Annotated in this window: 16 protein-coding genes, 1 pseudogene and 1 CRISPR repeat array; of the genes and pseudogenes, 11 read left to right on the top strand and 6 right to left on the bottom strand. The window is 44.8% G+C overall.

What is annotated here, in order from left to right; translation table 11 throughout:
• Positions 1-66 precede the first annotated feature (66 nt).
• Genes cas3 through cas2 form a run of 8 tightly spaced genes read left to right on the top strand, consistent with a single transcriptional unit; the run spans position 67 to position 9618 of the window.
• Complete coding sequence (gene cas3, locus NZM01_03935) at positions 67-2181, top strand: type I-D CRISPR-associated helicase Cas3' (protein MCS6959177.1); 2115 nt, start codon at positions 67-69, stop codon at positions 2179-2181.
• A gap of 9 nt (positions 2182-2190) precedes the next feature.
• Positions 2191-5115 (top strand): type I-D CRISPR-associated protein Cas10d/Csc3, encoded by a 2925-nt coding sequence (gene cas10d, locus NZM01_03940; GenBank protein ID MCS6959178.1) that lies wholly within the window; start codon positions 2191-2193, stop codon positions 5113-5115.
• 29 nt (positions 5116-5144) lie between these two features.
• Positions 5145-6218 carry a type I-D CRISPR-associated protein Cas7/Csc2 gene (gene cas7d, locus NZM01_03945; protein ID MCS6959179.1) on the top strand — a complete coding sequence of 358 codons (1074 nt, stop codon included), beginning with the start codon at positions 5145-5147 and terminating at the stop codon, positions 6216-6218.
• Positions 6215-6976 carry a type I-D CRISPR-associated protein Cas5/Csc1 gene (cas5d, locus tag NZM01_03950; GenBank protein MCS6959180.1) on the top strand — a complete coding sequence of 254 codons (762 nt, stop codon included), beginning with the start codon at positions 6215-6217 and terminating at the stop codon, positions 6974-6976. Before cas7d ends, cas5d begins: the two co-directional genes overlap by 4 nt.
• On the top strand, positions 6960-7760 hold the full coding sequence (gene cas6, locus NZM01_03955; GenBank protein MCS6959181.1) for a CRISPR system precrRNA processing endoribonuclease RAMP protein Cas6: 801 nt from the start codon (positions 6960-6962) through the stop codon (positions 7758-7760). The genes cas5d and cas6 overlap by 17 nt, the downstream gene beginning before the upstream one ends.
• Positions 7753-8343 carry a CRISPR-associated protein Cas4 gene (gene cas4 / locus NZM01_03960; GenBank protein MCS6959182.1) on the top strand — a complete coding sequence of 197 codons (591 nt, stop codon included), beginning with the start codon at positions 7753-7755 and terminating at the stop codon, positions 8341-8343. Before cas6 ends, cas4 begins: the two co-directional genes overlap by 8 nt.
• A complete protein-coding gene (cas1d, locus tag NZM01_03965; protein ID MCS6959183.1) occupies positions 8340-9317 on the top strand; it encodes a type I-D CRISPR-associated endonuclease Cas1d in 978 nt (325 codons plus the stop codon). The genes cas4 and cas1d overlap by 4 nt, the downstream gene beginning before the upstream one ends.
• A 7-nt stretch (positions 9318-9324) precedes the next feature.
• Entirely contained in the window at positions 9325-9618 is a 294-nt protein-coding gene (cas2, locus tag NZM01_03970; GenBank protein ID MCS6959184.1) for a CRISPR-associated endonuclease Cas2, read from the top strand.
• Positions 9619-9825: 207 nt separating this feature from the next.
• Positions 9826-10453: a CRISPR direct-repeat array (repeat unit 37 nt; unit sequence GTTTCTTTTTGATGAATCCCGATCGCGGGACTGAAAC).
• Positions 10454-10749: 296 nt separating this feature from the next.
• Here the strand turns inward: cas2 and NZM01_03975 are convergent.
• The 5 genes and pseudogenes from NZM01_03975 to NZM01_03995 form a co-directional block, all read right to left on the bottom strand.
• A complete protein-coding gene (locus NZM01_03975; protein ID MCS6959185.1) occupies positions 10750-11358 on the bottom strand; it encodes a hypothetical protein in 609 nt (202 codons plus the stop codon).
• A pseudogene (locus NZM01_03980) lies at positions 11347-11520 on the bottom strand (hemolysin-type calcium-binding protein). Before NZM01_03980 ends, NZM01_03975 begins: the two are co-directional and overlap by 12 nt.
• Positions 11521-11740: 220 nt before the next feature.
• Entirely contained in the window at positions 11741-16030 is a 4290-nt protein-coding gene (locus NZM01_03985) for a calcium-binding protein (protein ID MCS6959186.1), read from the bottom strand.
• Positions 16031-16066: 36 nt separating this feature from the next.
• The gene (locus NZM01_03990; protein MCS6959187.1) at positions 16067-16402 is read right to left on the bottom strand and encodes a hypothetical protein; all 336 of its coding nucleotides are present in this window, start codon (positions 16400-16402) and stop codon (positions 16067-16069) included.
• Between the two features lie 11 nt (positions 16403-16413).
• Positions 16414-18015, bottom strand: a complete 1602-nt coding sequence (locus NZM01_03995) for an iron uptake porin (GenBank protein ID MCS6959188.1) — start codon at positions 18013-18015, stop codon at positions 16414-16416.
• A 254-nt stretch (positions 18016-18269) separates the two neighbouring features.
• Between NZM01_03995 and NZM01_04000 the strand changes: the two genes are divergently transcribed.
• Together NZM01_04000 and NZM01_04005 are read left to right on the top strand one after the other, a co-directional pair.
• Entirely contained in the window at positions 18270-19475 is a 1206-nt protein-coding gene (locus tag NZM01_04000) for a UbiH/UbiF/VisC/COQ6 family ubiquinone biosynthesis hydroxylase (protein MCS6959189.1), read from the top strand.
• On the top strand, positions 19450-20637 hold the full coding sequence (locus NZM01_04005) for an FtsW/RodA/SpoVE family cell cycle protein (GenBank protein ID MCS6959190.1): 1188 nt from the start codon (positions 19450-19452) through the stop codon (positions 20635-20637). The genes NZM01_04000 and NZM01_04005 overlap by 26 nt, the downstream gene beginning before the upstream one ends.
• On the opposite strand, the gene hemW is transcribed toward NZM01_04005, so the two are convergent.
• Entirely contained in the window at positions 20620-21771 is a 1152-nt protein-coding gene (hemW, locus tag NZM01_04010) for a radical SAM family heme chaperone HemW (GenBank protein MCS6959191.1), read from the bottom strand. The genes NZM01_04005 and hemW overlap by 18 nt on opposite strands.
• Before the next feature lie 48 nt (positions 21772-21819).
• Between hemW and NZM01_04015 the strand changes: the two genes are divergently transcribed.
• Positions 21820-22419 carry a hypothetical protein gene (locus NZM01_04015; protein ID MCS6959192.1) on the top strand — a complete coding sequence of 200 codons (600 nt, stop codon included), beginning with the start codon at positions 21820-21822 and terminating at the stop codon, positions 22417-22419.
• Positions 22420-22461: the final 42 nt, after the last annotated feature.

Here is a 22461-nt window from a genome sequence, read left to right on the forward strand (position 1 = left end):
ATCATTTTTTGATAACCATCACCAAAATTACAGTAGTAGGCTAAATACAGCAATGGTAGTTACGACATGGAAATTCATCTGAAGCCCCTCTACTCCCAACTAAATTATGCTCCTTGTCCCCTGGGGTGTAACGATCGGTGTCTAGTCAAAGAGAGAGCGACTAACTTGGGCATGTTTCCCTGCCCCCTCTCTCGTCATCAAGCAGAGACCTGTGCTGCTATTCTCAGTAAAGAATACAACGTTATTATCAATGTTGCGCGGACAGGAGATGGTAAGTCTTTAGCTGCTTATCTACCCGCTTTGCTAGACCGACAATTTCGCATTATGGGACTTTATCCCACGATCGAGTTAGCTGCTGACCAAGCTCGACAGCAGGAAGATTATCATCAATTGTTTGGATTTAGACCTGAGGAAACCGTAAAGAGAGTAGAACATCTTTATGGCGCAGAGTTAGCTAGGCGGAGTGCTGGTGGTTCAAAGTTTGTGGAGTTGCTAACTGCTATACAAAACAAGCCGATTTTGCTAACTAATCCTGACATTTTCCATTACATTACCCATGTCTTTTACAGAAATCCTGCCTACAGTGGACAAAAACTAATAGCTAGCCTGTCTCGTTTCCCCGACCTATGGGTAGTAGATGAGTTTCATATCTTTGCTGCCCACCAGGAAACTGCTCTCCTCAACAGTATCTTGTTACTGCGAGCTTTATATGACAATCCCGATCGACCACGGCAGTTCCTCTTCACAACCGCTACTCCTAAAGAGACCTGGCTAAATCTTCTAATAAAAACGGGGTTGAAGCTGAAGAGGGTGGAGGGCCACTACACAGATGTACCTTGTTCAGGTTATCGCCAGATTAGTCAGGGCATCAATTTAGAGTTTATTTCTCTAACTACAGAACAAAATGCTGAGGAATGGATACAGTCAAATCAAGAGAGAATTGCTATCTATTTACAAACAGAGAAACGGGGCAGAGGACTAGTCATCTTAAATTCTGTAGCAGCAGTTAGAAGACTAGCTAATAAACTGCATATGACAGGCATAGAAATCATTAACGTAACAGGGCAAACAGACACGCAGCAGAGGGCCACAAATCGTAGAATTTTATTGGAAAGTGACAAACCAGTTTTAGTGCTAGCCACTTCCGCCGTGGATGTGGGGGTAGACTTTGCTATTCATTTACTTATCTTTGAGATGGCTGACCTGTCCACTTTCATTCAGCGCCTTGGTCGTCTTGGTCGTCATGCGGGCTTCAGTCACTATCAAGGAATTGCTCTCATTCCCCCTTCCACACCCTGGATAGAAGCGAGATTAAGGGAACAATTTACCGAAGGAGCATCCTACAAACGGGATGAATTTCAGGAAAAGATGGCAGATGTCTTAGAAGACAGACAAGATTACGGCGACTATCGTCGGCGCTGGGGAGGGCTACAAATGGAAGGTTTAGTAGAACAACTACTCACTCTCTCAGAAGACCGATCGGTTATCCGTCCTGTCATTGATACTTTCTTGGAAACTGTTAAATCCATCTATGGCGAAGACAGCGATTGCTATCGTAAACAATGGTATGCCATAGGTCAGGAGAAGGTAGGCAATCTAATTCAACAAGAGTTACTGCGCTTTCGTGGTAGCAGCGACTTGCAGGTAGGGGTGTGGGATCGGCACCAGTTTTATACCTATGATTTGTTGCGTTTAATACCCCATATTAAAGGGAGAAAAATTGACCGATCGGAGTTTTTAAGCCAAGCAGAAAAGCGTGGATTTACAAAATATGAATTTCCTGAAGGATACTTAATTGGCTGTATCAAGGTTGAGGCATGGCTAGAAAAACGACAGCGAATCAATCTCTACACTAGTAGTGACAGTGAAGACCTCCCAGCCTGTGAATTAACTGTAGTCCATAATCTCTATATTGAAGGACATCCGCAGAAAGATTTAGGTAACTTTATCAAGACATGCAAACTACTAGCTTTTCTCGTGCCCATAGGTAGGAAAAACAACGATCGTTACTGGCAGTTAATGAGGAAGCTGAGTCTACCCCCTACATTTGGTCTGTATCAATTGTTCACATCTGATCGAGCAGCATTTGCTTGTGCCTTTAACCAAAATGCACTTATATTGGAAGCATTGAAGCATAGAATAGCTAAAGAGTTTTGTCCCGATCGGTCTTACATTTACTAGGAGGTTACTATGACACTACTACAATCTCTACTTCTCAAGACAATTGACCCTAAAGAGCAGGTATTAAGAGAATTTGTACAGGTAGTACTACCCCATGTAGAATCAGAATTTACTAGTGTTTTAGCCTTGGGGGGTAGTTATGATTACCACCTGAACAAGCTCCAGAAAAAGTACGGTCACAAAAAGACAGACCAAGAAATAGCAGAAATAGCCCGCTCCTACAGTAACAGACCAGAACAGAGCCTGTTATTCCATGTTCTCAATGGCTTAATGATTGCCTGGAACTTATCTAAACAACTGGACGAACCTCTAGTAGAAGAAGAGCAGCGTTTACTATGCCTAGCTATGATTTTACACGACTATACTAAGTATCTATACCATCAAGAAGTGGAGGAACAAATCAGAGCGGAGCAGGTTAAGGATATTATTACAACTTGCCAGACACTGGGGGACAAACTGCACTTTAGTGATTTTTGGCAGGATTGGCATACCTATCTACCTGACATTGCCTACCTAGCTCAAAATACCCAAGCTAAAATCGGTGCCAACTGCATTGGTAGCAACTGGCAAAAAATAGCCAAATTTGGTTGGGATGATCGCAGGTTAGATAATCCCCTTTGCCATCTGCTGGGGTTTGGGGATATTGCTGTGCATTTACAGAATCCAGCAGAGATTATTACAAATACAATTGGGCAAAGATTAAACGATCGGTTAAAGGCTCTGGGCATTGACAGGCGATTGACCTATCATCGGTTGCGCGACACGAGAGGAATTATAACCAATATAGTTCACAATCAAGTTTTGTCTTATCTTATTGAGAGGGACTATGAACCACTAATTTTTCTGGCTCAGGGAGTTGTTTATCTATCGCCATTGTCAGAGAGTAAAGTAGGTAAGGAAGAAATTAAACAAATGATTTGGCAGACTATAAGTGACAAACTAGAAAGAAAGTTTGCTGATGGAGAAACTGGTTTTGAGAGAGACGGCAAGGGATTAAAATGTGCACCGCTGGTCAAGGAATTGCTTGCCCCACAGTCATTAATCAGATGTTTACCCCAGATATTAGAACGTCGCATTACTAATGTGAAAGACCCTGCTACAAAAAAGCGATTGGCAAAAATGGAAATTCCCCTATCCGAGAAGAACGAACTAGAAAAGTATGCAGATATTCGCAGCGACCGAGTAGCTGAGTTTATCATTTTTTTACAACGGGAAATATTCAGCAATCAGCCTAAATTTACCAAGACGGTTTTGGATTTCTTGGGATTATCTAAACAGTTTAAGGAAGAAGACGCACAGGTAGGGAGTGGAGGTGTCAACTATGGTTGGTACAGGATAGCAGCTCACTATATCCGTCAGAATGCTAGCTTAGATGATCAGCAGGTACAATCTAGATTAGCAAATCTAGCAGAAAATATTACAAATTTGTTGGATCAGAAGCTAGCCACTGAAGAGTTAACAAAACAAGAGCTTAATCAATACTTGGATAATTACCTAGAAGTTTTAAACATTACATCACCCAATATGGTTTTTACTCAGGAGTTAAGAAACTACACAATTTCCAAACAAGGTAACAACTATCTCTGTTCTCTAAGTTCAGGGGAATTTTTAGGAGTAGAACAAATGGATACTGTAGTTTTATTTAAGCCACAGCAGTACAGTAACAAAAATCCACTCGGTGCTGGCAGTGGCAGGTTAAAGCGAGGTATTTGCCGTATTTGGGCATTAGAAATGCTTTTAAGGCAGTCCTACTGGACAAATACTAAGCAGGTAAAGGATGGAAATCCAGTGTTTCTGTATCTCTACCCTGCCTACACTTATTCTCCACAACTGACCAAAGCCATCAGAGTTTTAGTGTTTGAGTTTAGTCATGTCAATACCTTCGATATGTACAAGAACTGGATTAATAACAACCATAGTATTAGTAGTATAGTACAGGGTCTGGAAATGAATGAGGAAGGAAAAATAAGTAATGAATATTCCAAACACGACCTACCGTTCTTAGCCGTCATCCCTTGGACTAACAGAAGTGATACGCTAAGCGGAACATGGATAGAGCCAATTCTACGCGCCCTAGCGCTACCTATATCCCTAGGAATAAAAGTTGTGTTATCTTCTAGCCAGATTCCTCTGTATAATAGTGATAGTGAGCTTCAAGAGTACGTAATTGTAGATGGAGGAGCGGGTTTTATTAATTTGTTAGGATACAATGTTAACCTAAGTTTAGCCAGAATTCCCAATGCACTAACACAATTATTAACTATTTATGCTATACACACGGAAAATAGAAATAGAGGGAAGGGAAATCTATGTGATAATATTGTTAAAACTACTAGGGAATGTGTTACAGATGTACTTAGTGTGTTCTCGATCGCCAAGGAGGGATTGCGCAATAGTAAGAGAGAAACCCATAGTAAAGAAGAGGTAAGTCGGATTTGGCGTTATGCTGAGATGTGGTCTATGAACGGAGATGTAGCTATGCAAGAAAAGCTCAAAGCAACTTCTTTGGTAGCAGAAAAAATGTTTGCTTTTTACCTCGCAAAGCCGAGCGATAAAAGTTATACTTTGCTGTTACCATTTAACAAGTTGCTGGATTTAATTTTGTCTGTACCTGATACTTGGGATGATGAAGAACTAGTAAACCAGGGAACTGGGCAGCTAATAAAAGCCATCGATCGGCAAGAGATATCCAAACGTCCGCTTCTTCACAAAGATGAACAGATTTCTTTCCCCGAAAGACGAAAGTTGGAGGAGGAGAAAGTTCAAGAGTTTGTGCAAGTCTGTATCACAGAAATTTTCCGCAAGATGTGCCAGGGCGATCGTGCTCTTCTACAGGAACACAGAAATCGACTGAGAGATGGTGTGGAGTTTGCGTACAAGCGTCTTCTCTACAGTCAGAAAGAGTCTGCTATAGAACCAGAAAAAGCTAACTAAAAACTAGATGATTAATTGGAGGTAAAACTATGACAGTCAATTTGGCAAAAATTGCTGAATTCTTCCACACGGAGATTCCCCGCGTACCCTCTGGTAAGTATGTGCACTTTATTACCCTTCGCTACAGCAAGTCTTTCCCAATCTTCCGCACTGATGACGTTCTAAATACAGTACGCACTACTGCAGGGTTGCAAGACCAAACGATGATCAATCATCTCGTCATGTTTAAGCGCAAGCAGACAACTCCCGAACGTCTAGTGGGAAGAGAGTTACTAAGGTCTTTGGGTCTTACCAGCGGAACTGAAGCAGACAAGGAAAAGTACTGTGCTTACAATGGTGAAGATTCCTGTAAAAAGTGCCCTGATTGCATCATTTACGGATTTGCCATTGGCGACAAAGGCTCAGAAAGGTCTAAGGTTCTATCGGATTCCGCCTTTTCCCTCACTGCCTACGAGGTATCTCACCGATTGTTTACATTTAACGCCCCTTCAGAGCAGGGAACAATGAGTGAAGGAGGAAAGATGCGATCGAGTATAAATGGACAAGACCATGTGTTGCCTGAAATTATTTTCCCTGCTATTGAGACTCTGCGCGACCCAACAAAGGAATCTTTTATCTATGTTCTAGGCAATTTGCTGCGCACTAAGCGATACGGAGCACAGGAAACCCGCACAGGAGTGATGGAGAACCACATTGTAGGAATTGTGGTGGCTGATGGAGAAATTTTTAGTAATCTACATCTAACGCAGGGATTGTATGATGCATGTGAAACTACTAACAATCATTTACCACATTTTAGTCAGGTGAAGGAAAATACACAAAAAGTAGTACAGGAATTGTTGGAGAGAGAAGCAGTGCACACGAATTTCTGTCTATATGGGGAGGATTTGCAGCATGTTTTGCAGGAAGTACAAGGTATCTACAAAAGTCCACAGGAATTACAGCAAACTATGCAGAAACTCTATGAGCAGACTAGCACTTATGCAAGTCAATATGGCGCTTTTGCTTCTGAAAAGACTAAAAAGGAGCAAGGCAATTCTAAAAAGGGCAGAAAGTCTAAGAAAGAACAACAGCAAGAGTTGCCTTTGGAGGAAGAAGAATGAGGTTGTACTTCTGTCGCCTTATTTTGCATGATAATGTTTTTTTTGCAACGCGGGAGATGGGAGAACTGTATGAAACAGGAAATTATCTCCACAATTGGGCATTGAGCTATGCATTTTTTGCTGATGAGTTTATCTCTTCTCCTTACAGTTGTCTAGGCGAGTCAGCTCAAACTCCCTCCTATCTGAAGAATGTTAGGGAAAGAAGTTTACTGGCTCTTAATCAGGAGGGAATTTACCTGTTTCCTGGTAAACCGATTCTGTGGAGTTATCAGATCAATACATTCAAGGCAGCGCAGACTAACTACTATGCTAAGGTAGAAAAGTTTGGAGAAGGGAGTGCAAGCAAAAATTACCCTGCTAATATCGGACGGGCGAAAGAGCTAGCGATAGGCAGTATCTACCATTCTTTCCTTGTAATCGAGGAGGACAAAAAACTCCCATCTTTCATTGCTCGTAAGGCAGAGCAAATCTGGATTAGGCTGGGCAAATGGTCAAGTAAGGTTAAGGTAGAAGTTGTGCCAATTACTAACTTCCGCCAAAAGACGGGTAGATTTATCTGTCATCACCCAGTAAATCCTCTCGATCTTGGACCGAGAGTTAGAGTTCTGTTATACGATCGAGTAGTGATGTGCCCTTGTAGTCTGCTTAGTACAGCGGAGATGGAGGGAGAGTACTGGGAGATAAATTCTAATGTGTTTTCTCCTGAGCCTGTTTTTTTACCTTGTCATGTAGGATATGGGTATGGTGGAACAGAGTAATTCTTCTTTACATGCTATCGTTGTTGAGTTGGTAACTGAGGGAAACAGGTTTTTACCTGGCACACTAGGTCGTGCTTTGCATGGACAAGTGATGGAGTGGATTGCTAACGTGGATGCAGTTTTAGCAGCAGCTATTCATGATAGTAAGGATACTCCTTTTACTGTTTCCCCTTTGTTTGGGAATAGGGCAGAAGGAAAACCTAGAGCAGGCGAAAGTTTCTTTTTTCGGATTACTCTTTTGCAGGGATTCATCTTACCGATCGTTTTACAGGGGCTGGAAGAGTGGGAAGATAAAAGTGTAGTGTTAGGGGGACATACTTTTCATTTGAAGGCAGTCTATTGTCTGCCTGGTAGCCACAGATGGACAGGTTCTTCTGACTATAATCTACTCCTGGCTTTGGCTATTCCACAAAAAGAAGTCACTTTAGTCTTCCATACGCCAACTAGTTTTAAGCAGAAGGATTTTATCCAGCCTTTCCCTTTACCTGATCTAGTATTTGGTAGTTTGTGGCGAAAATGGAATAGTTTCTGCCCTGGTAATTGTCAAATTGATGAGGAGGCTTGGCAGGTGCTTGTGTCTGGGTTTGAGTTGCAAACGAGAGTATATCGGTTAGAGGGCGGCGCGGAGATTGGTTGCCAGGGGTGGGTACGCTATGTGTTTACTGATGAGAAACAAGCAAGATTAGGTGCAGTCTTATCTCATTTTGCTTTTTTTGCAGGCGTAGGGAGAAAGACGACTATGGGTATGGGTTTGACAAGTTTAAGGGAGAAAAGATATGAGTGATGAAGATTTTTTACTATTAAGTAGTTTGAATGCATGGGAGTATTGTCCAAGACGCTTTTACTTGGAGTATGTGCTGGGCGAAATGCAGCAAAATGAGCATATTGTTTGGGGAAGATATTTGCATGAACTAGTAAATGAGGGGGGAGTAGAAAGGCATGATGATGTATTGCTTCGCAGGCAACAATGGGTTTGGAGTAACCGACTTGGAATTTATGGTCTGATTGACCTAGTGGAAGAAAAGGATGGTTTGCTGGTTCCAGTTGAATATAAGAAAGGGAAAATGAATCGCCATATTAATGACCATATTCAGTTATGCGCAGCAGGTTTATGCCTAGAAGAAATGACTGGCAAGAGGGTCGATTGGGGGGCTATTTTCTATCACGGTAATCGGAGGAGGGAAAGAGTTAGTTTTACAACTGTGTTGCGTGAGCTGACAGAAAAAAGTATTGATCAGGCTAGGCTTATGAGTAGGTCTAAGTCTATTCCTGCTCCTATAAAGAAAAAATCTAAGTGCCGTGACTGCAGTTTGTTATCTATTTGTTTACCTGATGAGGTTTTGTTGTTGAGGTCAGAAAGTGTATGAGTACTCTATATTTGTCTAATCCCGCTGCTGTTTTGTCTAAATCTTACGAGGCTTTTACTGTATCTGTGCCTGATGAAAATGGTAAGTCCCGTAGGGATTCCGTCCCTGCTCAAACAATTAATCAGGTGGTTATCCTTGGCAGTGCCCAAATTACAACGGAGGCTCTAGTCTATGCTCTTGAATTAGGTATTTCTGTTCATTACTTAACAGGATTTGGTCGTTATCTAGGTAGTCTAATGCCTGCTATCTCTCGTAATGGAACTCTAAGATTGGCTCAGTATGAATTGTATAATGATCAAACCAGAAGGTTGGAGATTGTTAAGCGCATTGTAATAGCTAAAATCCATAACCAGGCAGCTGTTCTATACCGCCATGGTGTTAGGGATCATGGTCTGCTGGAGTTGAAGAAAAAGGTGGAAAATCAGGAATCTATTGATGGAATTAGGGGTATAGAGGGCATGGCGGCTAAAAATTATTTCTCTTTGTTTGGTGGGTGTATCAAGGGTAATTGGTCTTTCTCAGGTAGGTCTCGTAGACCTCCTACTGACCCTGTCAATGCTATGTTGAGCTTCGCTTACGGTCTATTGCGTTCACAGGTAAGTGCTGCTGTTCATGTGGTTGGTCTCGATCCTTTTGTAGGATTTCTACATGAGCCTCATCACGGTCAGCCTGCCCTCGTTCTGGATTTAATGGAAAATTTCCGACCTCTAATTGCTGATAATCTAGTTTTGTCACTTTTGAATCGTCAGCAAATTAAACCTGAAGATTTTGAAAATTCTCTGGAAGCATTTCGTCTCAACGATCGAGGCAGACGTGTTTTTCTAGAAGAGTTTGATCATAAGATGAAAGATGAGTTCAAACATCCTGTATTTGATTATAAATGTTCTTACAGACGTAGTATAGAGTTGCAAGCTCGTTTGTTGTCTCGCTCTCTCCAAGAAAATATTATATTTCAACCTCTGGTTTTGCGGTAGGTGATTTATGTCTTCTCTGCTTTATTTGGTCATCTACGACTTGCCCTATGACAAGGCAGGTAATAAACGTAGAAATCGTTTGCATAAACTGTTATCAGGTTTCGGTAAATGGACTCAGTATAGCGTGTTTGAGTGTTTTCTGTCAGATTTGCAGTTTGCTAAACTCCAAGTCGGTATTCAAAAAATTATTAAGCCAAATCAAGATTCAGTCCGTATCTATGTTCTGGATGCCACCGCCGTTAAACGTACTATCACCTATGGCTCAGATAAGCCCTCTGAGAGAGATACTATTGTAATCTAGTATGCTAATATGTTTTTGGCAGACTTCTAGCAGGAGCTAATTCCCTAGTGGGTTTGCCAATTCCCTGGAACCAAGACAATTCAATAATTTTACTCGTTTCATAAATTCGCCATCTGTTTACTTTTAACCCTATTTCCTCACAAACTGGGTAGTTCGCCAAACTAACCCCTACAATCTGCTCTAAACTGCCTTTCTAAGCATATGCGGGTTTCTTTTTGATGAATCCCGATCGCGGGACTGAAACATTAAAGCAGCCGTCGATTATGTCAAGGAGCGCGTAGGGTTTCTTTTTGATGAATCCCGATCGCGGGACTGAAACGAACGACTGCGTCGATTTTTAGAGGAGCGCGGCTATGGGGTTTCTTTTTGATGAATCCCGATCGCGGGACTGAAACGAAAATTGATAGCAGTTCCAGATAATGTTGACCCTGGGTTTCTTTTTGATGAATCCCGATCGCGGGACTGAAACGACAACAGGATTGGCAGATTATCCGCTCCCAATCAGGTTTCTTTTTGATGAATCCCGATCGCGGGACTGAAACTCGTCTAACTTGCGGGCAGTGGAATAGGGCACCCATAGTTTCTTTTTGATGAATCCCGATCGCGGGACTGAAACAACGGGGTACCGCTTAGAACGACAGCATAGGTGGGGTTTCTTTTTGATGAATCCCGATCGCGGGACTGAAACATGAATCCCGTCGGGCATGCAGCACCTCCAATAAAATGTTTCTTTTTGATGAATCCCGATCGCGGGACTGAAACATTGGAACGGTAGACAAGTTGAAGCTCGCCAGCTCAGTTTCTTTTTGATGAATCCCGATCGCGGGTATGATGATTTATAAAGTCAACATAGCCTAACAGTAAAAACCATCAATCAGTGTTTGGTCAACATTTCCCTGTCCTCCAATCAAAAGATCATTGCCATTTCCTGCAATTAGGGTATTGTTGTTATCTCCTCCATTTAAGGGATCATTACCATTCCCCCCCGCGAGAAAATTGTCCCCTGCCTCATTTCCTTCTCCTCCATCATGAAGCCATCTGAAATAATGTAACGTGCTATAATTCCTTCCAGGTTTATCTCGTGATCATAACACCGATCGTTATTTAATCAATCGTTTTCCACACTCCAACTTAGAAGGAAGAAACGATCGAGATGTTGTTAAAGATAAAATTTGATAGTCCAGGGGGTAACTGAGCAATCAATTCAAATGTAAGCCCGGAAAGTATTCCATCCCGATCGAGAATTAAGGTGCCATTATCAGAGTTATAGACATAAGTTGGAGAAGAGATGGAAAAAGAACTATTGACCCCTGTGGGTATGGGAGTAGCTGGATTGAAATAGGTAAAAACAGTAACTAATCCACTTAGAGTACCAGTTCCACCAGGAAAACTGCTAGATAAGAGTTCAATTCTGTCGCCCTGTGAGGGATCGAAGTCAGAAATGAAATCACCAAAGTCCTCTATTTTGAATAAATCACTCTCACTACCACCAATTAAAGAATCGTCGCCACTCCCACCTCTTAGAACATCATTCCCTTCCCCTCCAATCAAAGTATCATTCCCATTTCCTGCAATTATCGTATCGTCATTATTCCCCCCATTCAAAGAATCATTACCACCTAGGCCAACTAGAGTATCACTACCGTCCCCCCCATCGATCGTGTCATTGTTATCTCCTCCATTGATCAAGTCATTCCCATTCCCCCCCGAAAGACAATTGTCCCCTGCCTGACCAAAAATTGTGTCATCTCCCTCTCCTCCATCGATCGTGTCATTACCAGCACCACCTAAGATGGAATCATTACCTGAGAAGCCAAATATAGAGTCATTCCCTCCCCCTCCATTAACCGAGTCATCTCCCGCACTAACTCCTAGGGTGTCATTACCAGAACCAATTGTCACATTGACCTTTGTTATTGTGCTGGCTACATTTACGCTCCGTGAGACTCGCGAACCGCTTGAAAACTTTGGCTAGTGCCTGGTAGAGAAACTCGCCCTTCTCCCGTACCGCCAATTAAGATTAAGCCCTCTGAAATAATGTAACGTGCCATAATTCATCCTAGATTTGCATCATGATTATAACACCGATCGTTATTTAATCAATCGTTTTCCAGACACCAGCTTAGAAAGATGAAACGATCGAGATGTTGTTAAAGATAGAACTTGATAGTCCATTGGGTAACTGAGCAATTAATTCGAACTTAAAGTCCGTGCTTGTTCCATCGGGATCGAGCAGCAGTCTACCAGAAACAGCATCATAGGCATAGGTAGGCTTTATGCCAACAGGGCTGTTAAGTCCAGGCACAAACTGACTAGAAACAGTAACACTAAAATTAAGGGCAACATCGATTGCGTTAGCACTTTCCAAACTAAAAAGAGTACCTATGCCACCAGGATAGTTGCTAGATAGTAGTTCTATTCTGTCGTTTTGGAAAAGAGAGAAGTCAGAAATGATGTCTCCTTCCGATCGGTTGATTTGAAATACATCTGCTCCAGAACCACCTGTTAGTGTGTCTGTACCATCACCGCCATCAAGGGTGTCATTTCCACTCGTGCCCACCAGGGAATCATTACCTGCCAGACCTCTAAGAATGTTAAATACTCCACTGCCAGGGATAACAGTTACAGTTGCCGTTGACGTAGGTGCTGACTGCGGTTCGCGAGTCTCACCGAGAGACCCGATCGGCGCGATCGTGTAGGAGAAAGTTCCCAATCCAGTAGTAGCAGGTGTAAAAGTAATCGTTTGATTTACTGAGTCCAAAACAACAGTTCCAGCAGTACCAGGGCTGACACTAATAATTGTGACCTGCCCTGATGGTAAGTCATTCGCTAATAGTTGGCTAAAGGGAATAACAATCGACTGTGTTCCTACCCCACCAATTAAGGTATCGTTACCAGAAGTGCCAAACAAGATACCACCAGTCCCTACCCCCTCAACTGTATCATTTACAGCCTTGATCAAAACTGTACTATCCTCGATCGTAACTGTGCCTGTGCTGGGAGCACCGATCGTGTAAGCAGGGCTGCTTGTAATCGTGAGGATAACTGTCTCAACTTGCTCCAACTCATTATCTGCTAAAGGTGAAACAATTACATCGACAAAGTTCTGACCAGCAGGAATAACAACACTGTTACCCAAACGCACATAGTCAGCTCCATTGGTAGCTGTACCAGTTAAATTGTAGGTCACTAAGAGGTCTTGATTACTTGCGCCCGATCGACTAATACGGAATACACCAGCGAATTCACTTACCCCCGCTGTAATTGCCTCCGGATTAGGGACAGATGCAGTATTGATGATATTAAGAATAACGGTCTCCCCTGTACGCAAACCCCTGCTTGTTTGGATCACTTCACCGATTGAAACTTCGGTAGTGTTGAGAGCTGCATCAGGGGGATCGCCACCTTGATTTAGAGCAGTAATCTCTAGGGTATTGACCCCAGGCAGTAAATTAAATGTGATGAATGTACCTGTATTAGTTAGTAAAAGATCGTTATTAACAACTACTCCATTCAGAGCTACCCTGATTCTATCTCCGTCTTCAACTGCATTGTCTCGAAAACGAACATTTACCTGATTTTGAGCAACAACAATATCTCTGAAACCACTGAAAGGAGGCTCTTTGGCACTAGCATCGATCGCTTCTACCGTCACGATCGGTCTGCCCTCGGGAATCGTTATCGTGGCTGAATTCCCCTGCACAACAGATAGAGTCACTCTCTCCTGCCCAGGTAGGGAGTCGTTATCATCCCTAGCTACGATCGTTATCGTCTCGGCACCCCGCGCATCTCTAATAACAATTTGCCCCTGTTTGTCACTGACCTTAAAACCATTAAAATTACTAGGGATAACTTCATAGTCCTGATTAAAGTCAGCATCACCAGACAGAACAAAGTCAACTACAAAATTCCCCGTTGTATCTTGTACACCATCAGCCCGCACGGGACGCAAAATCGTAAAAATACCGACGCGATTGCTTGGCGGTCTTTCTGCTATCGGCTGGGTAGCCACCACACTGGCAATCCCAGGAGCACGATCGGCAATTTTAATAGTACCAACATCAGAGACTATCTTGAAGTTTTTATTCTGGTTGACAGCCAAACTCAAAACAACTTCTTCTGTTCCTTCCAGAAGGTTATCTGCCTTCGGTGTAACTTCTATATCAACAGATGCAACACCACTAGCAAATGTCACAGAGAAAACATTCTTATCTAAGACAGTCAGTTTAGAATCAGAGGCAGGAGTAGTAGGTAACAGTTGCAAATCAAAATCAGTATTAAAAGTAGCGGCTTTCTCGTTTTGCACTAATTGGAAAGTTACCTCTTCTCTTCTGTTGACACCTCCCCGCCGTGTGATTGTGAATTTGCCAGGATCAGGCGGAAACCCAAGACCTCCCTCCTGGGCCTCCGCATCCGTAGCTACAACCCGCAACTCTGGTAAAGAGTCCTTGATAGTCAGAGTCACAGAAGGTCTAATGAGATCAAAATCATTGCCAGGGGGAGGCACGATCGTGAGAGTAGCAAACCTATCCTTGCCTCGCTCATCGTCTGCTACTGGTGTAACTTTCACACTCACAGAGCTAGACCCTGCTGGTATGGTGAGTTGATCACGGACCTCTGTATTCCCTACAGTCAGCCTGAAATCCTTACCAATAACAGCATTACTGGTAATTCCCACAACCTGTACACCCACCGTCAAAGGCTGTTTGGTATCCCCCGTCCGCAGGACGCTAAATGTCTGTCCAGGTACAACCTCATCCGCAATTCCTAGTGGCTCAGTGAGGACAATCGTCTGGGGCTGCACACTTAAAACTACCTTCTCAGTAAAACTTAAAGGCTTTTTGGCTGAAACCGTTGGATTGCTTTCATCCTCTACTTTAATGTCTAAAACAGTCTGACCCGCCGCCGCACTGACTACTGTGACCTTACTAAGTGTTTCATTAACTGCTGCTAACTTCCCTTGTAACTTAAGGATGTTCTTAGCATTGTCCAAGTCCTGCAAGGGAGTACCAGCGGGCACAGTTAGAGTTACCGTTTCTGCTGCAGTCAGGGTTACAGTTAATTGATCACTGTCATCTGCAATCTGAATCCCCAAGGTCGGAGAAGTAACACCCACAGGCACAGTTAAGGATTCCAAACCTCTTACACTCGGTTCGGCTGTGCGTAAATCAAAAGTTTGTTGCCCCTCAGTACGGCGACTCCCCGGCGGATCGTTGGGCTGACCACTCAAATCATCTACAAATAAACGCAGGTCAACCCTACCTGGTCTGGGACTTGTCAGAGTAGCATTCTTTAGGGCTTCATTAATTTTGTCCAGGGGCTGATTGTTGATGACTATACGGGTAGGAGAGGAGTTTTCAAAACCAGGCAAGGTTAACTTCGTCCCCGCCGGTGCACTCACTGCATCCAGCACAAAAGAAACCCTGAGACTATCTGGATCAAAAATACTAAACTTAAGGGGAGTAGTAAAGCTAAGAGGCTGACTGGAACTAGGACGAACCACAATAGGATCAGACTGTAAACCCAAAAAACTCGGCTTGACATTAGGTAGCGGTTCAGCACTAGGTCTAACCGTGAAGGATAGTTGTGCAGCTGGAATGTTAGACAAACCTTCATTGTCTGTGACTGTGATAGCAATAGCGCCACTCCCAACTTTGTCAGCCTTGAAAATGATCTCTCCATCTCTGGCTAGTTCGAAAGTCTTACCGCGATTGGTTAAGTCCAACTCAACTACATTAACCCTGGTATCCCGATCGTTTGCAGCTGTTAGAATAAACCCCTCTGGTGCTGTTAGGGTAACCTTAGCCAGACCCCGATCGTCTTCTAGGAGAATACTAGGCAAACGAAAGCTAGAGTTTTGTACTGTGTCAAAGGCAGTTTGGGACAGTTTAACAGTGGGTGGACGGTTAGCGACAAGAGCAACATTAGTAATCTGGATGTCATCAATGCCAAATTCCCGCAAAACACCACCAAACTCAATTTTGACTGGATTGCCCGTAAACTTAATAGAAAAACTATTTTTGTCAGGGGAGGGAGATGGAATAGGAATGTTGTATCCTAATTCCCCAGGAGTCTGAGGTAAACTAGCTCTAGCTAATTCCTGATTTTTCGCATCAAATAAAACAACAGTATTACCAGCTGTAAATGGAGAGGTATAACGGAACTGGAGCACGCCAGAAGCAATCTCATCAAAGTCAACTAGCGTGACAACGATCGTGGGACTATCAAAGGAAGCGATAACTTTATTGTTAACCTCGTAATTGCCGATGCCGTTCAGAGTTTTGGCGGTCAGTACCACAGTCTTAGTATCGAACTGAAATTTACCCTTAGTAAAGTTACCCCCCGCACTTATAAATCCGCTACTGTCGGGCACAATGTCAAATGTCAAAGTCTGGGTCTGCAAAGTTGCCATATACCTCTCTCCTTACAACAGTTCCCAAAATTTTAACTATCTTGTAGCAGGGGGTCGCACAAAAATACCTAGGGGCACTAGCTCTGAAGTACCAGTAGTTCTGGCAGGGGTGATATTAACAGTAGTCAAAGCGTTTCGAGACTCCGCAGCTACTCCTGGATCACTTACGCCATTGAGAGCATCTGTCAAGAAAGTTGCACTAAATCCGCTCCTTTGCCGAGCTTCGCGGTCTTCCCTAATCTCTACTTCTGTCGGTGTGTTGAGGCGGCGTTCCTCTTCAAAAAAACTAGGACGGGGAGTACTGCGCTCCTGTGCTTCTGCCGCCAAACCTCCTCCCACTAAGAGGGTGCAAACTAAAATTTGTTTCCACATACTCATTCTCCTTAAAAACGAAAGACAGTACGAATTGTGCCCACAAAAATAGTGTCCCTGCCACTGACGTGATTGGGATTGGTGACAAAGAAGAATCCAGGGGTAATAGAAATGTTCCGATCGAGGCGGTAGCGATAGAAGACCTCATAGTGCAATCCCACGGCGGGGTCACTAAAGGTTGCCCCTGTGGCTGTCCGTCCTTCCGTTAGGCGGGGTGGTTGCCCAAATAAAAATGCCAAAACATCTCCCTGTCTACCGAAGGGGTCGCTTAAACCCAAGGAAAACAAATAAGTAGTGGAGTTGGCATAGGCTGAAGAATTGACAGAATTGCTAAATGTCCAGCCCCCCCATGCCCCTAAGCGCAGCGTAGGACTGATTGCCCAGTTCAGGGTGCCACTGATGGCATTGGTCTGCGTTGCCTGCAATCTGGGATCACCACTAAACAGAATGCCTGGATTATCCGCATTAAAACTACCGGTTAAAGTAGCTAGCTCCCCCCTGGCAGAATAGGCATTGATGTAACCAATCCCCGCCCACACGGTATCCGCAGGTTTGGTGAGCAACTGTACCCCTAAAGCACTGTTCTCTGCCCCCGTAATGCCACCTGTCCTGGGATCGGCACTATTGCGGGTCCCGTAGGCAAATTGTAATCGGGCTTGGTCGCTCAATAGCCAGTCAAAACCTACCCCTGACTGCAAGTTACCAATCTTAAACAGGGGACTAGCTTCGGCAAAGCGGGAAATAGCACCCCGCCCTGTGTCAAAGTAAGGGGAATTAGGCGTGAGCACGGAACCCAAACTAAACCCCGCCGGACGAATCGTAAACACAACTCTGTCGTCAAAGGCAGGGAACCTGTACTCCAAATTCTCAATAGCGAAGTTGTTGTCGGTACTAGACTGATAGGACAGTAATGCCATCTGGGTGTTGAGGTTTTCCTGCCGCCCAAAACCTAAAGCAGCGTTGCTGCCTGTTGTACCAAAGTTGGCAGACTGTAAACCAATCCGTAACCGATCGTTGCCCGTAAAGGATGCCACTACCTGCAACCGTGCCACATAGGGAAATACTACATTGGGGTTACTATTACCTGTAGGTGCCCCTGTTGCCCCCGCTAAGCCAAATACTACTTCCCCGCCCAGCTTGGCAACGGTGGAAAATTGTTGTCCCTCTATACTAGTAACTCTCTTCTCTAAACTATCTAACCTCCCCTTTACGGCAGCCACCTCAGCGGCAAATTCCTCTTGCAATCTTTGTAGGATCGCTAAATCATCCTTGTTAACTTTGTCGGCTAAACCCGCTGCTACCAGTTCGTTGATTTTTGTTAAACAAGCGTTTAGCCCTGCGGCAAACTCATAACGGCTCAGGGGGCGCTGCCCGCGATAGGTACGATCGGGATACCCGGCAATACACCCATACCGTTCTACCAAACTCTGTAAAGCACTAAATGCCCAGTCTGTTGGTTGTACATCAGATAACTGGGACACACTAGTGACCTGTGCCATAGGGGGCAGGTTTTTGTCCACATTTTCCAACTCTAGCCCGATCGTTTGCGCTAGTACAATGGGGCACCATACTATTGCCCCAAAAGCACAGCCTACCCCTATCACTTTGGTCATAGTCTCCCTCACACTGTGCCAGTAAGATAACAATGTTTGTAGTCAGTGTCAAGCACAGGGGATATGCACTCTGTCAGACTAATGCTGACTATTTAGTAATAGTCTATTAGGAGATTCATGTTTTAAGTTAGCCACATTTTGTAGTAAATTTACCAGGGAATAACCTGTGAGCAATTTTAAGAAACAAAATTCCTTTACCTGCATTTTGCTATAGACTGCGCTAAACTATAAATGCTAAGTTTTATTAAGATATCATGTTTGATGTGCTGATTGTCGGGGGGGGACTGGTGGGTGCTGCCCTTGCCTGTGGTCTACGCCATAGTAATTTGCGGGTAGGACTAGTGGAACCCCGATCGGAATACAGGGAGGGAAATTTTACAGGAGACATCAGGACAAGCGCTGTAGCATGGGGGTCAGTGCTCTACTGGCAAACCATAGGGGTATGGCAGGAGATGTTGGCGGGTGGGGCAACGCCTATGCACAAAATTATCATCACCGATGGAGATATGCCGACGAGGGTTTGGCTAGAAGCAAGGGAAATGGGAGTAGATGCCCTGGGCTATGTTCTCCCCAATCAGGTTACTTTGGCTACTCTCTGGCGCACACTCCAATCTGCACCTAATCTAAAAATCATGTGCCCAGCAAGGGTAACAGGTGTGAAAGTGAAAGAGTCTGCCCTAGAGGTGGAAGTTGTCAGTGAGGTCGGTACTTACTATGTCTCCACAAAACTATTGGTAGCGGCGGATGGTAAGCATTCCTTTCTCAGAGAACAGATGGGTATCAAGACCGATCGGCGTTACTACGACCAAGCTTGTATCGTCCTGCGGGTAGAAATCACCAATCCCCACCACAACGTCGCCTATGAAAGATTCCAATCTACAGGTACTTTTGCCATCTTACCTTTGCAGGGCAACCACTGTGGAGTGGTCTGGACAGTGAGACAGTCGGAAGTAGAGGGGGTGCTGCATTTAGACAGGGAGACGATCGAGGCGGAGTTACAACGGCGGTTTCCCCCTGAATTGGGCAAGGTGTCTTTATTGTCAACGCAATTGAGTTACTACACACCCCAGTGGTTACATGCCCATCAGTACATTAGACCCCGCTTTCTGTTAATTGGGGATGCGGCCCACACTACTTCTCCCCTGGCAGGGCAGGGCATGAATTTGGGCATTAGGGATGTGGCTTGCCTGCGACAACTGCTCTACCAGGCTGAAGACCCAGGGGCAGCGACTATACTGCAACAGTATGAAGCTCAGCGTTACTGGGACAATTTGGGCGTAATTTCCCTGACGGACTTTAGCAATCGTTTATTCTCCAATGAGATATGGTGGTGTCAAATCATCAGGCAGGTGGGATTAAACTTCTTACACGTCCCTCTGCTCAAGCAGTCATTTATGTACTTTATGATGGGTATGCACTGTGCTCCCCGATACTGTGAGAAAGTTCCTGCCCTTTCTTGACCCCTCAGTTACGGAATGGACGATGGAAGCCAGGGTGTTGCGCTGGCTCACTTTTCTATGGCTGTTTTTGGGTTTGACCATTCTCTTTTCCGCTTCTTTTATCACAGCAGACTGGGATTTTGGTCAAGGTGCTAAATTGTTTGGACAACAACTACTGTGGGCGGCACTTGGGTTGTTGATTTTTCAGGTGGTTGTGCATCTGCCTGTCAGTACCATGGTGCGCTGGAGTTGGATCGGGTTGTTCACGGTTTTGGTGCTCCTGCTTGCTACCTATGTCCCAGGCTTAACTGTCTGTATCAATGATTCCTGTCGCTGGTTAGCGGTGGGGAAGAGTTTTTTGCTCCAACCCTCGGAGTTGCTCAAACCCTTTATCATTCTCCAGGCAGCGCGGGTCTTTGCCAATTGGTATCAGATAGCTTGGCGCGATCGGTTGACTTGGCTAGGCATTTTTGCTTTTACCTTGGGGGCGATTCTGCTGCAGCCTAGTTTGAGTATGACGGCTCTCTACGGTACGACTTTGTGGTTGATGGCAATGGCGGCGGGTCTGCCCTGGTTGCAGTTGGGGGGAGTGGCTCTCACTGGCATATTGGTAGCGACTTTGAGTGTTACTGTCAAGGATTATCAGCGCCGTCGTCTGTTGATGTTTTTAGACCCCTGGAAGGATGCAGCGGGGGATGGATTTCAGCTGACCCAGAGTTTGATGGCGATTGGTTCAGGAGGTGTGTTGGGCAAGGGGTTTGGTTTGTCGGAACAAAAATCATTTTTGCCCATTCAGGATACGGATTTCATCTTTGCCGTGTTTGCTGAGGAGTTTGGTTTACTGGGTTGCACATTGTTATTACTCTTGCTGGCAGTATTTGCCACCTTGGGTTTGCGGGTAGCGATGCGCAGTCAAACTATGACTGTTCGTTTGGTGGCGACGGGGGCGACGATTTTGTTGGTGGGGCAAGCGTTTTTGAATATCGGAGTGGCGACGGGGGCACTACCAACAACTGGCTTACCTTTTCCTATGCTCAGCTACGGTGGGAATGCGATGTTGGCTAGCTTAACTGTGGCGGGGTTGTTGGTTCGATCGGCAAGGGAGATGATTATTTCCGACGTGGCAACTTTAGCAAAAGTCAGGGAACGCCGACAAAAACGACGGTCATCTTTCCCCCACTAGCAATTCGTATAGGGACATATTCACAACATCGGAAAACAGCCAGCCCTCTAGGGGTACAAACCGTAGGCGATCGTCAATTTTTAACCAACCCTTGGACACAAATGGGGATAAATGTTGACTGACTCTCTCTATAGTTGCGGCACCGAAGTTCTGACGGAGTTCTGCTATGCTCAGTCCCTCCGCTAGGCGCAGACCCTGCATTAAAGTATCAAATAACCGATCGTTTATTGTTTCTGCTACAGGGGGGGGATAGTTTTTTTGTTGCACCATCTCCATATAGGCGCGGATTTTACGGGGACGGTCCCACCGCCACTGGTTGACATAGCTGGTAGCACTCATGCCAAAACCATAAAAAGGTTGATTGCGCCAGTAGGTGAGATTGTGCCGACATTCATACCCAGGCCGAGCATAGTTGGAAATTTCATAGTGGCGGTAGCCTGCCCTGGTCAGTAGTGCATGGGCAACTTTGTACATTTCGACCGTCAATTCCTCAGGGGGTAAAGGGGGACAGCCTGGTTGGTAGCGTTTGCCAAAGGCAGTACCAGCCTCGATCGTTAAATCATAAACCGACACATGGGTAGGAGCAAGGGCGATGGTTTTTTGGAGGGATGCCTCCCACTCCTCCATAGTTTGGTAAGGCAAGCCAGAGATCAAATCAATGTTGAAGTTAGTGAACCCTGCCTGCTTAATTAAAGTGACAGCTTCGTAGATGTCCGCTACACTGTGCCCACGACCACAGCAATCGAGTAAATGATCCTGAAAGGCTTGTGCCCCCAAACTGATGCGGTTGACACCACTTGTCCGATAGGACTGCAAAGATGCCAGAGACACTGTGCCAGGATTGGCTTCCAGAGAAATTTCTACATCTGGAGTTAAATCCCAACCCTCTCTGATGGTCTGCATAATTTGCCCTACTTCTTCCCCCGTCAGCAGAGAAGGTGTGCCACCACCTAAAAATACAGTAGTTAAACTAGAGCGAGTGCCCAGGTTAGCGATCGTGTCCCTTATCTCCTGGCACAAAACTGTTACATACTCCCTCATTAATGACCTACCGCCTGTGGTGATGGCAAAGTCACAGTAGAAACACTTGCGACGGCAAAAGGGAATATGTAAGTATAACGATCGGGGCAACATTCCTACAACCTCAGAAACTCAAACAATTGTTTAACTGGGAGGCGGCCAATGATCAATATTCCAGTGGGCTGGTTAGTGCTGGGGTCTTTAGCAGTAATAACGATCGGGTACATTGCCATCGGAATTGATGTGGACGTGACCTTCAGGCGGGGGGACTTCCTAGCGCTGAGTTTCTTGATCTTCACTTGTGTGGGGACAGTGTTAGCTCTTGTGCGAGGCTTGGGGAGTCTCTTCCCCGCCATGGTAGCCAATACCCTCGTTTTTCAGCGTCGGGGGTTGGGAGGGCTAATTGTTTCCTTAGTCATCACTGGCTTAATCATTGCCCTAGGCTGGGGTCAGGTGGAAAATGAGGAAAATCCACAGACACTCAAGAGAAACCTTGTTGCCTACGAAATTCTGGGGGGGCTAGCCTTTGCCCTTTTTGCCTACTTCGCCACTGATAGTCTTAGCAATACTCTCCCGCCCAAACTGTTCCCGATCGTGGCTGGGATAATAGCAGGTTTTCTGGGCATTCTGGGGGAAATCTTTAAGTTCCTAGAATTAAAGCAAAGACAACTGCGCAAATTAATTGGCACTATAGCGATCGGGGGACTCTTGATAGGCATAATCATCAGCCGTCTGCTTCCTCCTGCACCCACTCCCAATTAGGACTAATGTTAATTTTTCTCTCGCCCTGGGTAGAATCCTAGT

Origin of the sequence: Pseudanabaenaceae cyanobacterium SKYG29, from assembly GCA_025055675.1 — a bacterium.
GTDB lineage: Bacteria > Cyanobacteriota > Cyanobacteriia > Pseudanabaenales > Pseudanabaenaceae > M5B4.